This is a genomic window from Micromonospora sp. IBHARD004 (assembly GCF_052814115.1).
The window spans coordinates 3074845-3087783 of sequence record NZ_CP199934.1 but is presented as its reverse complement, the minus strand read 5'-3'; the positions used below and the strand labels follow the sequence as shown (position 1 = coordinate 3087783).

Sequence of the window (12939 nt, the reverse complement as noted above, 5' to 3'; positions counted from 1 at the left end):
CGGCCCGCAGGCTGCCGACATGAACCTGAACGGGACCTTCGAGGTCCGCTGGTGGTGGCGGGACCGGCCGGTGCGGGTGGCGGTGACCGAGCGGACGGCGCTGCCGGCGGCCCGGCGCGCGGTGGCGGGCCGGCTGGCCGCGCTGCGCACCGCCGAGTCGGAGCTGGCCCGGGCGCACCGCGCCGCCGGCCGCCCCGTGCCGGTCGGCCCGCTGCTGCGGGACCTGGTGGCGGTGGCGCTGGGCGCGGCCGACGCCAGCGGCGGTGCGGTGGACCCGACCGTCGGCGCGGCCCGGCTGCGCCGGGCGGCGGTCCGGGGGCTGCTGCCGGTCTGCGGCGCCGGGCCGGGGCCGGTGGGGCGGACGGCGGACTGGCGGGCGGTGACGCTGCGCGGGGAGCTGCTGTCGGTGCCGCCGCCGAGGTGGCTGGACCTCGGCGGTACCGCCACCGCGTACCTGGCGCAGCGCTGCGCCGAGCAGGTCGCGGTCCGGCACCGGACCGGCGTGCTGGTCGCCGTCGGCTCCCGGGTGGCCGCCGCCGGGCCGGCGCCGGACGGCGGCTGGCCGGTCGCGGTCGAGGGCGGGCCGCGCAGCCTGGCGCGCGGCGCCCTGGTCACCGCGGACGGGCACCGGGCGGACGGCGGCGGGGTACGCGACCCGCGTACCGGAGGGGCACCGACCTCGCCGTGGGCGGCGGTGACGGTCGCTGCGCCGGACGCGGCGCGGGCCGCGATGCTCGCGGTGGCCGCGCTGGTCCGCGGTCCGGACGGCCCGGAGTGGCTGGCCGGGCAGGGCGTGCGGGCCTGGCCGGTGGCGCGCCCGGCGGCCCTTCCGCAGCCGGCTACCCGGTGGTAACTTGCCGGGCATGTCCATCGATGATCCTCGTCCCGGCCCGCTGACCGGCAAGGTCGTCCTGGTGACCGGGGCCGCCCGGGGCATCGGCGCGCACACCGCCCGGCTGGCCGCGGCCCGGGGTGCCCGGCTCGCCCTGGTCGGCCTCGAACCGGACCGGCTCGCCGCGCTCGCCGCCGAGCTGGGCCCCGGCCACGTCTGGTTTCCCGCCGACGTCACCGACCAGGCGGCCCTGCGGGCGGCGGCCGAGGGGACCGTGGCGGCCCTCGGCGGCATCGACGCCGTGGTGGCGAACGCCGGGGTGGCCAACCGGGGCACCATCGCCGTCGGCGACATCGAGGCGCTGGTCCGCACCGTAGAGGTCAACCTGGTCGGGGTGATGCGGACGGCCGCGGCGACCGTCGAGGCGCTCGCCGCCCGCCGGGGCTATTTGCTGATCGTCTCCTCCGCCGCGGCGTTCGCCGCGTTGCCCGGGATGGCCGCCTACTGCGCCTCCAAGGCGGGGGTCGAGCACTTCGGCACCGCGATCCGGTTGGAGCTGGCGCACCGCGGGGTGGCGGTGGGCACCGCGCACCCGTCGTGGGTGGACACCGACCTGGTCCGCGAGGCCCGCGCGGACCTGCCGGCGTTCGAGGCGGCGCTGGCGAAGCTGCCCTGGCCGATGCGGCGCACCACGTCCGTCGAGGCGTGCGCCGCCGCGTTCGTCCGGGCCGTCGAGCGTCGCCAACGCCGGGTGTACGTCCCGCGCGCCGTCGCCGCCGTGCAGGCGGTCCGGTCGCTGCTGGTCAGCCCGCTCGCGGACCGGCTGATCGGGCGTACGGCGGCCACCACCGTCCCGCTGATCGAGGAGCAGGCCAGCGCGCTGGGCCGTGGTTTCGGGGTGAGCGCCCCGGCGGGAACCGACCGGTGAACGTGCCGGTGGAGGTGGTCTTCGAGCGGCGTGGCGCGGGGCCGCCGCTGGTGCTGTTGCACGGCGCCGTCACTCGGTCGCGCCGAGCGGGTCGGTCCGGACGAAGCGCATCGTCCAGGTGCCGTACCCGTCCCGGTGGTCCCGCTCGTAGAGGTGGTCCGGTCCGCCGCCGGCCGGCGGCGCGCCGTGGCCGGGATGGCGCATGATCCACCACTGCGGCGGCGCGCCGTCGGGGTCGGCCGGCAGCTCCCGGACCAGGTCATGGGCGGGTCCGCCGACGAACCGTACGCGCACCTCAGCCACCCGCACACCCTCCGTCCCCGGGCCGGCACCGGTGGTGACCACGCCCCTGGAGGGGAAGCTACCCCGCCGCGGCCGGCCCCGGCCGGCAAACCCGCGGCGGTTTGCCCAGCTCGGGCCCCGGGTACCGCGTCCCGAAGCACCGGGATCGGGTCCCGGACGAGGACGAGGAGTGGTCGATGAGGACGCTGGGCGGGCGGTACGAGCTCGAACAGCGCGTCGGCATCGGCGGGATGTCGGAGGTCTGGCGGGCCCACGACCTCGTGCTGGACCGGACGGTCGCGGTGAAGCTGATCTCGCCCAGCCTCGACGACGAGGCGACGTCGGTGGAGCGGATCCGCGAGGAGGCCCGGTCGGCGGCCCGGCTGGTGCACCCGAACGTGGCCAGCGTGCACGACTTCGGCACCTCGACGACGATGCCCGGCCGCGAGGCGCCGTACATCGTGATGGAGCTGGCCGAGGGTGAGACGCTCGCCGCCCACCTGCGGGAGGGCCCGCTGGACTGGCGGATCGCCGTCCGGGTGTGCGCCGAGGTGAGCGCCGCGCTGGCCGCCGCGCACGCGCACGGCATCGTGCACCGCGACGTGAAGCCGGCCAACGTGATCCTCACCCCGTCGGGCGTGAAGGTCCTCGACTTCGGCATCGCCACCTCGGCCGGCGCGACGGACCACACCCCGGACGGCATCGTGGTGGGCACCCCCGCCTACCTGGCCCCGGAGCAGCTGGACCAGCAGCCCGCCACCCCCGCCGCGGACATGTACGCCCTCGGCGTGCTGCTCTACTACTGCCTGACCGGCCGGCTGCCGTACGCCGCCAGCAGCACCACCCAGCTGCTGGGCGAGCGGAAGCGGCAGGCGCCGGAGCCGCTGCCGGAGATCGAGGGGCTGCCCGCGGAGGTCGCCGACCTGTGCCGGCGCTGCCTGGCCGACGACCCGGACCGGCGCCCCAGCAGCCTGATGGCCGCGCTGCTGCTCGCCGAGGTGGTGGACGCCCGGGTCTACGTGCCGATGCTGACCGCGACGCCCCGGCAGCGGATCGCCCCGGTCTCCCCGTGGACGGACCGGGCTGCGGCCGAGTCCACCGAGGCGATGCTCGTCGACCGGCAGCCCACGGAGTGGGCCAGCTGAGTCCTCCCCCGGACCCCGGCCCGGTTTCAGTGGGCGGGAGCCGGGTAGCCGGGCGGGTGAGTGACGGGAGGAACGCGATGCCGGATCCGAGTTCCTGGCTGCACGAGGCCACCGCGACCGCCGCGGGCGGACACGTACGCACCGACGACGGTGGGCTCTCCACCGCCCTGGCGTCGCCGCTGGCGCCGCACTGCACCGGGCTGAAGCCCGAGCAGTTGCTCGCCGCCGCGTTCGCGTCCTGCCTGCACCACGCGGCGGTGGAGGCCGCCGCCGACATCACCAATGAGGCGCACACGGTCCAGGTGACCGCGGAGGCGAAACTGGGCCGCGACGACGACGGCCGGTACCGGGCCGACGTGCACGCCGAGATCTCCTCGGCCGGGCTGACCCGGGAGCAGCTGGCCGACCTGGTCGCGTACGCGGACCGGCTCTGGCCGTTCTCCAGCGGCGACAACAGCCGACACCGGCTCACCGTCACCCCGGCGGAGAACGGCCGGCACTGAGCCGCCCGGCTCATCAGCGGAAGCCGGCGGTCACCGCCCGGTGGTCGCTGTCCGGGGTGTGCAGGACGCCGGCCGCCGTCGGGGTGAGCCCCCGGTAGAGCACGTGGTCGGGCCGGGTCACCGGCAGCTCGGCCGGCCAGGTGAAGCCGAAGCCCTGCCCGGCGTCCGCCTGGGCGTCGCGCAGCAGCCGGGTGAGCGGCACGAAGACCCGGTCGGTGGCGGCGGTGTTCAGGTCGCCGAGGACGACCAGTCGTGGGGCGTGGTCGTCGCGGACGGTCGTCGCCAGCGTGGCCAGCGTCTCGTCCCGGGTGGCGGTGTGCCCCGCCCGGGCCGAGCCCAGGTGGACCACGTAGACCACCAGGTCGCCGCCCGGGGCGGCGACCACGGCGCGCAGCGCCCGGGTCCAGCCCAGTCCCGTGTCCACGCCGGTGGAGTCCCGGATCGGCCACCGGCTCCACAGGGCGACGGTCGACACGGTGGCCCGGTGCGGGTAGCGCTGGCGCAGCGCGGCGTCGACCCGGTCGTCGTCGTCGACCTCCTGGAGGGCGATCAGGTCGGCGCCGGAGCCGGCCAGCGGGTCGACGGTGGCGGCGGGGTCGGGATTGCCGGAGCGCAGGTTCTGGCTGGCGACGCGGATCGCGGCCGGGCCGGCCCCGGCCGCCGGGGGGAGCCACGCGCCGCCGTAGAGCGCCGCCCAGACGACCGCCGGGAGCAGCACCGCCGCGAGCGCCCGCCGGGACCGGCGCAGCAGCGCGGCGAGCACGAGCAGCGGTACGCCGAGGCCGAGCAGCGGGGCGGCGCTGTCCAGCAGGCTGCCGAAGCCGTGCACGTTGGGGACCGCGCGGTGGCCGGCGAGCAGCGCGGCGAGCAGGCCGGCGAGCAGGCAGACGAGCAAGCCCCGCCGGTCCCGGCGGCCGTGGGGTTCACCGGTCCCCCGCCCGTCGATCGCGCGCTCCGTCACCGTCCGCATCGTATCGAGCGGCGGCGGGGCGGGCGGGCTGATGGCGGCAGCCGGCTCGACCGGGGTCCGGCGGGACGGACCGGCACCTACGGCGGAGCGCTCGCCGGCAGGTCGGTGGGGTGGCGCATGGGCCGAACGGGGGAGGCCGAGGCATCTCGCACCGAAGACGATCTTAAGTCTGATTCGCCCAGGCGGATCGGTAATAAGCGACAAAACCGAAACGAGTAATGAGCCGGTTTCATGGTTCACCGAGGGTAATGCCCCGGCGGATCGTGGCAAATTGTGGCGCATGCCACCAACCGGCCCGATGGCAACCGGCCGGATGCTTTCTAGCCTCGGCGGGTGCACCCCGACGACACCCCCGAGCAGAAGCAGACCGCGACGAGGCCCGCCGACCGTCCCACCGATGCCGCATCAGCCGAAAGGACGATCGGCCGGCACCGGGCCCCGGAACCGCCCCGCCGCGGACCCCTCGCCTCGACCTCGGCCCGGGTCGCCGTCGCCACCGGCGTGACCTGCTGTCTCGGCCTGGTCGCCGTCATCGGCGCCCGGGACACCGGCCAGCGCCACGAGCCCGTACGCGAGGTGATGGCGGACCGGGCGGCGGCCGCCGCCGAGGCGGAGCAACGCGCCTCCCGTGACTTCCAGCGGACCGCCCCGCCGGTCGCCGTGCCGGTCACCCCGATCCCGGCCGCCACCCCGAGCCCGACGCCGACGAGGAAGGCTCCCCGGAAGCCGGTCCGGCCGAAGCACCCGCGGCCGGTGGCCGGCCTGGACCAGCGCCAGATGGACAACGCCAAGGTGATCGTCGACGTCGGGCGGGGCATGAAGCTGCCGCGCCGCGCCCTGATCGTGGCCATCGCGACCGCCATGCAGGAGAGCAACCTCTACAACCTGGCCAGCGACGTGCTGCCGGAGTCCTACGACTACCCGCACCAGGGCAGCGGCTCCGACCACGACTCGGTCGGGCTGTTCCAGCAACGGCCCAGCAGCGGCTGGGGCACGGTCGCCGAGCTGATGCGCCCGGCGTACGCGGCCCGGGCGTTCTACGCGGCGCTGGCCGAGGTGCCCGGCTGGGCGGACCTCAGCATCACCGAGGCCGCCCAGGCCGTCCAGGTCTCCGCCTTCCCCGACGCGTACGCCCAGCACGAGGAGCGGGCCACCACCGTGGTCGACGCGCTGATCTGAGCCGCGGTCAGGCCGCGCTCCGCTCGGACGGCGGCTCGACCGGGGCCTCACCGGCGGCGGTCGCCAGCCGGGTCGCCGGCACCCCGCCGCCGGGCACCGCCGCGGCGGCGGTCGGCGTGTCGGCCGGCACCGGATCCACGGTCAGGCCGGCGAGGAGATCGTCGACCCGGGCCTCCCGCCGCCGGCGGGCCAGCAGCGCCGCCTCGAAGTCACGGCGGGCCTGCACCGCCTCGGCGTACGCCCGCTCCCGGACCAGGCGGGCCTCGGCGCGGGCGGCGTCGAGCTCGCCACGGGCCCGGGCCAGCAGCGCCGCCGCCTCCCGCTCCAAGGCCGTCGCGCCGGCCCGCACGGCCGCCACGTCGCCCGCCCCGGCCCCGCCCCGCCGGTCGAGCAGTCCGCAGAGGTGGGTCGCCTCGTGCCGGATCTGGTCCCACTCGCGACCGGCGCCGGCGGCGCTCTCCGCCCGCGCCGCGAGCCGGGTCAACCGGATCCCCAGCTCGTCCAGGCAGGAGTCCACCTGCCGCTGGTCGTAACCGGTCTCAACGACGGAGAACCTCATACTGTCGCCCCCCAGGCAGCTGATGTTTCTTCCCCACCTGCCGATCCTGGGTGCTGCCGGTGACCGCCGGGGCGGTTCAGGAAAAATGTTCAGCATCCGAGGGCGGTCGACGACCGGCGACCGCGCGTGGACAATCCCCGCCGCCGGCACCCCGGCCGGCGGCGATCCGGACGAACGACGCTCAGGAGCGCTTGGGCAGCACGACCACGCGGCCGAAGAACTCGTCGATGCGCCGCACCACGTCGTTGAAGTCGTCCAGGTCGATCGGCTTCGTCACGTACGCGTTGGCCTGCAGCGTGTAGCTGCCGACGATGTCGGTGTCCGCGTTCGACGTGGTGAGCACGACGATCGGGATGGTGCGCAGGTCCTCGTCCTGCTTCACCTCGCCGAGCACCTGCCGGCCGTCCATCCGGGGCATGTTCAGGTCGAGCAGGATCACGTCGGGGCGGCGGGCGTCGGTGTGTCGACCCTCGCGCCGGAGGAACTCCATCGCCTCCTGGCCGTCGTTGACCACGTCGATGACCTTCTCGACGTCAGAGTCCTCGAGGGCCTCCTCGATCATCAGGACGTCGCCCGGATCGTCGTCCACCACCAGGATACGAACGGGGCTCGGGCTGCCTGGACCCATCGGTTTACCTGCTTCGTCTCGGTGGCGGAACGGGACCTCTCGGTCACCTGCTGGCGGGGAAATCTAGCCCATCAGGGGTGCGACGGCGATGCCGGGTCGGGCGTGTCCGCGTCGTAGCGCAGGACCTCGGCGAGCCCGGTCACCTGCAGCACCCGCTCCACCCGCCCGCTGGCCCCGGTCACCCGCAGCCAGCCCCCGTCGGCCGAGGCCTGGTTGTCGCCGCGGACGAACGCCGCGATGCCGGTCGAGTCGCAGAAGGTCAACTCGGTGAGATCGATCAGCAGGTACCGCTCACCGTCGGCGCGGAGCCGGTCGATCTCGGCGTTGAGCTGGGGGGCGGTGCTCATGTCGAGCTCACCGGCGAGCCGCAGGCACGCCCGTCCGTCGGCCCGCTGGGCGTAGGTGACGGTGAACGGCAACGCGGTCCCTCTCGCTCCCACCGCAGGCGGATGCTTGCAGTGCAGCAAGTATAAGCAGGAGGCGTCCCGACGACCGTACCTGACCGGTCAGCGCCGCGGCCGGCCCGCCGCCCCGCTCACCAGCGCCCGGCCGTCGTCGAGGAACCGCGCCGCCCGGGGAAAGTCCCGCAGCGTCTGTCCATAATGCTCCAGGGTGAGCCGCACGGCACCCGCCGGCACCCCGCGGCTCGTCAGGATCGTCACCAGCCACCCGACGAAGTCGGTGAAGAGGGTGGCGTCGTCGACGTAGAGCGCGGCGGCCAGGAAGTCGACGATGTAGCCCAGGTCGCTGATGGTCGAGTCGAGCTGCGCCGGGGTGTAGTCGTGCACCGCGGGCACCCGCTCCCGCAGGTCCGCCAGCGCGCTGTCGATCAGCTCACCGCGCCGCTTGACCAGGCTGGCGTACTCATCGTCGGCGAGGTGGTCGAGCTGCGTCGGCGGCACCCGGCGCAGCGCCCGCTCGTCGGCGACCAGATCGGCGGCGGTCGGCGCGTCCGCCGCCCACGCCACCCCCAGCCGTCGCGCCCAGCGCCCGTCGTCGCCGAACCCACGCCCCCCGACCACCACCGGCACGTCGGAGCGGCGGCACGCCTCGATCATGCGGTGCGCGTGCGGCAGCCGCATCGGCAGCGCGCAGGCCAGCAGGACCGCGTGCGCGTCGTACCGGTACAGGTAGGACACCAGGTGCGCGGCGGGGACGCTGGCGCCGAGGAAGGTGACCTGCCAGCCCCGCAGCCGCAGCACCTCGGCCACCAGCCGGGGCGGCAGCGCGTGCCACTCGCCGTCCAGGCAGGCCACCACGAGCCGGCCGCGGGTCGGCCGCGGGTCGGCGTACCCGGCGACGGCCGCCACCACCCGCTCGCTGATGTGGGTGGCCGCATGCTCCTGGGCGACGCTCCACTCGTTGCGCGCCCAGCGCTCCCCCACCTCGGCCTGCGCCGGGGCGACCAGGTCGAGCAGCACCCGCTCCGCCGGCACCCCGGCCTCGAGCAGCCCCAGCGCCACCTCGACGGCGGCGTACTCGTCGGCCTCCTCCAGCGACTGGAGGTAGCCGGGGTAGGCGTGGGCCGGGTCGGCCTCGGTGGTCGTGACGGTCACGCGTAGGTCTCCCTCAGGTGGTCGGGGCGGGCCGGGGTCGGCACCGAATGCAGGTGTCGGGGCGTCCGCGCCCCCGGACCGGTCGCCCGCAGGGCGAGCACCGCGATGTCGTCGTGGTCGCCGTGGGCCAGCCAGTCGCAGGTCACCTGCTCGATCCGCTCGGCCAGGGCCGGCGCCGGCATCCGGTGGCAGCCGGAGATCGCGGTGAACAGCCGCTCGGCGCCGAACTGCTCGTCGCCGCGCCGGCCGCCACGGGCCTCGGTCACCCCGTCGCTGTACAGCAGGCAGGTCTCCCCCGGCTCCAACCGGACGGTGACCTCACCGATCCGGGGATCCGGCACCACGCCGATCAGCATCCCGCTCAGCGGCACCACCTCGACCTCGCCGGAGGCGCGCAGCACCAGCGGCGGCAGGTGCCCGCCGCCGGCCATCGTCAGGCTGAGGCTGCCGTCCCGGTGCGGGCGGACCACCCCGAGCACCATGGTGGCGAACCGCCCCTGCCGGTGCGCCTGGGTCGTCTCCAGCAGCGCGTCGTTGAGCAGCCGCAGCAGGCGGCCGGGGTGCGACTCCACCCGGTGCAGCGCCTGCAGGCACTGCCGGAGCTGGCCGGTGAAGACGGCCGCCTCCACCCCCTTGCCCGACACGTCCCCGAGGAAGAAGACCGAGCCACCGTCGGCCAACCGGTGTGAGCCGTAGAAGTCGCCGCCGATGCGCAGACCCGCCTGCGCCGGCCGGTACGCGGTGCCCCACTGCACCCCGGTCGCCGCGGCCGGCTCCACCGGCACCAGGCTGGCCTGGAGGGTGTCGGCGACCTCGGCCTGGTCGCGGTAGAGCACCGCGGTGGTCAGCGCGGCGCCGGCCCGCGCCGCGAAGGCCCGGACCAGGTGGACGTCGGCCTCGTCGTACCACCGGGTGGCGCGCCGGGCGACGAGCAGCACGCCGGCCGGCATGTCCCGGCCGGGCAGCGGCACGACGCGGGCGGTCGCCTCGGCCGCGGTCATCCCGGGCAGCCAGCCGGCCTCCACCGCCTGCTCGACCAGCCAGTCGAGCGTGTGCGGCTCGATGCCCGCCAGCCCCTCCTCGATCGCCGCGGGCAGGTCGGCGGCGGTCAGCACGCCGCTGTCCACCGCCGGCGCCTCGTCGTCGGACCGGGAGGCCCGCCACCAGCGGGCCCGCCCGGAGCGGGGGGCCAGCACCAGCACGGCAACGTCGGAGAGGGTGGGCACCGCGAGCCGCACCACGGCGGCGGCGGCGCGGTCCGGGTGCAGCGGGTTGCCCAGCTTCTCCCCGACCGCGGCGAGAAACGCCGAGCGGGCGCGCTCGGCCAGCAGCGCGTCGGCGCGGCTGACGCTCTCGGTGACGTCCTCGACGTACCAGCAGCAGCGGGCGGCCGAGAGGGACACCTGCCGCACCCGCAGCCGGTGACCGCGGTGGGTGAACTCGGCGGGTCCGCCGCCCGTGAGCGAGGCCAGACCGGCGGCGGCGAGCACCTCGCCCGGCACCACCTCCGGCAGGAGCCGCTCCGCGACCGGGCTGAGGTGTCGCACCACGCCGTCGGCGTCGCAGACGATCAGGCCCTCGCGGAAGTGCTCCACCACCTCGGACCAGTCGGGGGTGGCCGCCCCACGATCCGGGGCCAGGGGTGGCAGGGGGGATGCCACGCCGGCGGACCGCGCCGAAGCCCGTGCGGTACTCGGCGTGGAGATCCGTCCGTCGCCCGGGTCAGAATCCCTGACGTCGGCAGCAGTCACCAGCTAAGCCCCACTCCTTGTCGACACCCGCGGCGTCGCTACCCGCAGTCCACCCGAAACGGCGTATGTGGTCCGAACCCTTCGCCCCAGCCTACGCCCGTATGCCCGGACCGCCACCCCACAGCAGGTCCGCCGGCGCCGTTGACGACGCCGAGCGGGGTGGTTCCGGGGTTGTTACGATCCGAACGACCTGCCGGACCGGCAGCCTGCGGAGAGGCGTGATGTGGTACAGCAACGGAGGAAGCCCGACGCGACGACGCTGAGCATCTCCGTGGACCGCTCCGACCCCGGCGCTCCCGCGATCAGGGTCGACGGCGATCTCGCCTTCACCACCGCCGCCCCGCTGCGGGCCGAGCTGGACCGGCTCCTGGCCGAGGCCCCACCCACGCTCGTGCTCGACTTCGGCGACCTGCTCTTCATCGACAGCACCGGCCTGTCGCTGATCGTGCACGCCTGGCGCGAGGGGCAGCAGAACGGGACGGTGATCCGGCTGCGCGAGACCCCACGGTTCCTGGCGACGATCCTGGACATGACCGGGGTCACCGGCCTGCTGGCCCGGCCACCGCTCAGCGTCCGTCCCGGATGGCCCACCGCCGGGGACGCCACGGAGAGATCCGCCTCCGCCTGAGGCACACCCCGGGGTTTCCCGATCACGTCGGCCTGGGAACATGGACCCATGCCCTCCCAGCTGTTGACCATCGAGGTGAGCCGGCTCGACGCCGGGCGCGCCCGGCTGCGGCTGACCGGCGAGCTGGACTTCGACACCGCGCCGTACCTCATCGCGGCCGCCGCGGAGCTCCGCCTCGACGGCTACCAGGAGCTGCTGATCGACCTCGACGGCGTGGGGCTCTGCGACTCCTCCGGGCTGAGCGCCTTCGTGGTGATCCACCGCGCCGGCACCGGGCCGATCCAGCTCACCGGGATGAACCCGCAGGTCGAGCAGCTGCTCGACCGCACCGGGCTGGGCGAGCTGCTGGCGGCGCCGCGGCCCGCCGCGACCGACGACGCCCGCGAGGCGGGTTGACCAGGGGCCATTCCGCCCATAGGCGGGGGGTGGCCCCCGACCCTGGGACCAGGGGCCGGGGGCCGGGGAGGGTGGCTCAGGCGGCGGGGACCGGCTGCAACCGCGGGCCCGTCGACCGCAGCTCCTTCGCCGCGGGTGGCTCCGCGTCCTCGGGCGGGCCGGAATCTGGCGTCTGGAAGAGATAGCGGACGAACTCCCCACCCGCCTCGTTGTCGTCCGCTCCGGGCCACTGTCCGACAGAGTCGACGCCGACCACCTCACGGCCGGTCCCGTCGGACTCCTCCAGCAGCGCCCACAGGGTCACCGGGTAGCAGCGGGTGGCCTCGGTGGCAAGCTGCCACCGGGCGTACCAGCCGGGTCGGGCGGGGACGATCTCGACGATCCTCTTCATGACGACCTTTCCTTCCGCGTGCATCGGAAGTCTCCCGGTCCACCCCGATCGTGGGCCGCCGCCGGGTGAACGCCCCTCACCCCCAGCGAATGAAGCTGACACGCGCTCCCCGCGGGGCGCCGGCCGTGGCCGTTTCCTTCCCCGCGACGGCGGGAAGGCGACGCGCGGAAGGCCGAACCCGACGAGGAACGAGGTGCGACGATGCGCAAGCAGATGGAGGGCGACAACCAGCGCCGCCGGGCCCTAGCCCGGGCGGCCCGGGAGCGGGGTCTGCAGCCCAGCCAGGCCCGCGCGAGCCTGAGCGCGTCCAAGCAGATCACCTCCCTGGACCAGGGCCGGCGGCACGGTCCGCCGCCCGCCGGTCGGCGCAAGCCGAACATCCCCCGGGGCGGTCCCGCCCCGCCGGAGCGCTCTGTGCAGCAGCCCGGTCGGCCGCTCCCTGAGCCCGGCAAGGGCACTCCCGCGGTGACCGCTGTCGGGTACCGCGCTTTGGTCGACGACGTCGGCCGTCGGGCCGGGGTCGACTTCTCCACCGCCAAGGTGGGTGCCGAGGCGACCGTGCTGGCACTGGCCTGGGCGTTGGACGAGGCGGCGCGGGAACGGCTGCTCGAGGCGGTGCCGATGAAGCTGCACGACGTGGTGCCGGTGGACGGCATCGAACGGCACCACGACCTGGCGGGCTTCCTCGCCGAGGTGGCCCGGATCAGCGGTCGCACCCCGGAGCAGGCGCGGTACCAGGCCGAGGCGACCCTCGCGGCGCTGGCCGACGCCGACGGCGACCTCGTCGAGTCGCTGCGCGTACCGGACGGGTTGCGGGGCTTGCTCACGCCGCCGGAGCCCGGCGGTGGCCTGGTGGGTCCGAGGTCGGCCACGGCCCCACTGGACGAGCAGGAGCTGCGGGACGCACTCAGCGGCCTGCGGTACTGGTCGAGCGACCGGCGGTCGCTGGTGCGCACGATCGAGCTTCCGCCGGACAACCTGGACCGGGTGCTCGACCGGCTCGACCAACTCCGGACCGAGGTCGGCCGCGCCCCGCAGATCGGCCGGCCGGACCCGGACAGCGCCGTGCTGACCGTGCGGACCCAACGGGTCGACGGGGTGACCGCCCTCGACGTCGAACTGGCCCACCGGATCGACGACGCCATCGAGGAGGTCGGCGCCGGGATGAACGCCGGCTGAGCCGGCCGGGCC

Annotated in this window: 16 protein-coding genes; 8 read left to right on the top strand and 8 right to left on the bottom strand. The window is 75.4% G+C overall.

Translation table 11 applies throughout. From position 1 onward, the window contains the following. The first annotated feature begins 19 nt into the window (after positions 1–19). The gene (locus ACTWO6_RS15005) at positions 20–853 is read left to right on the top strand and encodes an FAD:protein FMN transferase (protein WP_446220228.1); all 834 of its coding nucleotides are present in this window, start codon (positions 20–22) and stop codon (positions 851–853) included. A gap of 10 nt (positions 854–863) precedes the next feature. Beyond that, on the top strand, positions 864–1760 hold the full coding sequence (locus ACTWO6_RS15000) for an SDR family oxidoreductase (protein ID WP_446220227.1): 897 nt from the start codon (positions 864–866) through the stop codon (positions 1758–1760). A 69-nt stretch (positions 1761–1829) separates the two neighbouring features. Here ACTWO6_RS15000 and ACTWO6_RS14995 read toward each other — a convergent pair whose 3' ends face one another. Beyond that, a complete protein-coding gene (locus ACTWO6_RS14995) occupies positions 1830–2063 on the bottom strand; it encodes a hypothetical protein (protein WP_446220226.1) in 234 nt (77 codons plus the stop codon). Positions 2064–2239: 176 nt separating this feature from the next. On the opposite strand from ACTWO6_RS14995, the gene ACTWO6_RS14990 reads away from it, so the two are divergent. After that, positions 2240–3187 carry a serine/threonine-protein kinase gene (locus tag ACTWO6_RS14990; protein WP_446220225.1) on the top strand — a complete coding sequence of 316 codons (948 nt, stop codon included), beginning with the start codon at positions 2240–2242 and terminating at the stop codon, positions 3185–3187. Between the two features lie 77 nt (positions 3188–3264). After that, complete coding sequence (locus ACTWO6_RS14985; protein ID WP_130334938.1) at positions 3265–3690, top strand: OsmC family protein; 426 nt, start codon at positions 3265–3267, stop codon at positions 3688–3690. A gap of 13 nt (positions 3691–3703) precedes the next feature. Here the strand turns inward: ACTWO6_RS14985 and ACTWO6_RS14980 are convergent, their stop codons facing one another. Further along, complete coding sequence (locus ACTWO6_RS14980) at positions 3704–4651, bottom strand: endonuclease/exonuclease/phosphatase family protein (protein ID WP_446220224.1); 948 nt, start codon at positions 4649–4651, stop codon at positions 3704–3706. A 342-nt stretch (positions 4652–4993) separates the two neighbouring features. Between ACTWO6_RS14980 and ACTWO6_RS14975 the strand changes: the two genes are divergently transcribed. Then, complete coding sequence (locus tag ACTWO6_RS14975) at positions 4994–5839, top strand: hypothetical protein (protein ID WP_446220223.1); 846 nt, start codon at positions 4994–4996, stop codon at positions 5837–5839. A gap of 7 nt (positions 5840–5846) precedes the next feature. Here ACTWO6_RS14975 and ACTWO6_RS14970 read toward each other — a convergent pair whose 3' ends face one another. The 5 genes from ACTWO6_RS14970 to ACTWO6_RS14950 all read right to left on the bottom strand — a co-directional run bounded on the left by ACTWO6_RS14970 (position 5847) and on the right by ACTWO6_RS14950 (position 10333). Next, entirely contained in the window at positions 5847–6398 is a 552-nt protein-coding gene (locus ACTWO6_RS14970) for an ATPase (protein WP_446220222.1), read from the bottom strand. A gap of 181 nt (positions 6399–6579) precedes the next feature. Then, positions 6580–7026 carry a response regulator gene (locus tag ACTWO6_RS14965; protein WP_446220221.1) on the bottom strand — a complete coding sequence of 149 codons (447 nt, stop codon included), beginning with the start codon at positions 7024–7026 and terminating at the stop codon, positions 6580–6582. A gap of 71 nt (positions 7027–7097) precedes the next feature. Beyond that, the gene (locus ACTWO6_RS14960; protein ID WP_446220220.1) at positions 7098–7466 is read right to left on the bottom strand and encodes an STAS domain-containing protein; all 369 of its coding nucleotides are present in this window, start codon (positions 7464–7466) and stop codon (positions 7098–7100) included. Between the two features lie 66 nt (positions 7467–7532). Further along, positions 7533–8582 carry a cobalamin B12-binding domain-containing protein gene (locus ACTWO6_RS14955; RefSeq protein ID WP_446220219.1) on the bottom strand — a complete coding sequence of 350 codons (1050 nt, stop codon included), beginning with the start codon at positions 8580–8582 and terminating at the stop codon, positions 7533–7535. After that, positions 8579–10333 carry a SpoIIE family protein phosphatase gene (locus ACTWO6_RS14950; RefSeq protein WP_446220218.1) on the bottom strand — a complete coding sequence of 585 codons (1755 nt, stop codon included), beginning with the start codon at positions 10331–10333 and terminating at the stop codon, positions 8579–8581. The genes ACTWO6_RS14955 and ACTWO6_RS14950 overlap by 4 nt, the downstream gene beginning before the upstream one ends. Before the next feature lie 271 nt (positions 10334–10604). Between ACTWO6_RS14950 and ACTWO6_RS14945 the strand changes: the two genes are divergently transcribed. Both ACTWO6_RS14945 and ACTWO6_RS14940 read left to right on the top strand, forming a co-directional pair. Further along, the gene (locus tag ACTWO6_RS14945; protein WP_446220217.1) at positions 10605–10961 is read left to right on the top strand and encodes an STAS domain-containing protein; all 357 of its coding nucleotides are present in this window, start codon (positions 10605–10607) and stop codon (positions 10959–10961) included. A gap of 48 nt (positions 10962–11009) precedes the next feature. After that, positions 11010–11357, top strand: a complete 348-nt coding sequence (locus tag ACTWO6_RS14940) for an STAS domain-containing protein (RefSeq protein ID WP_446220216.1) — start codon at positions 11010–11012, stop codon at positions 11355–11357. A gap of 76 nt (positions 11358–11433) precedes the next feature. Here the strand turns inward: ACTWO6_RS14940 and ACTWO6_RS14935 are convergent, their stop codons facing one another. Beyond that, positions 11434–11748, bottom strand: coding sequence for a hypothetical protein (locus ACTWO6_RS14935; RefSeq protein WP_446220215.1), 315 nt, complete (start codon positions 11746–11748; stop codon positions 11434–11436). 201 nt (positions 11749–11949) lie between these two features. Here ACTWO6_RS14935 and ACTWO6_RS14930 point away from each other — a divergent pair, with 201 nt between their 5' ends. Further along, the gene (locus ACTWO6_RS14930; RefSeq protein WP_446220214.1) at positions 11950–12927 is read left to right on the top strand and encodes a DUF2267 domain-containing protein; all 978 of its coding nucleotides are present in this window, start codon (positions 11950–11952) and stop codon (positions 12925–12927) included. Positions 12928–12939 lie beyond the last annotated feature (12 nt).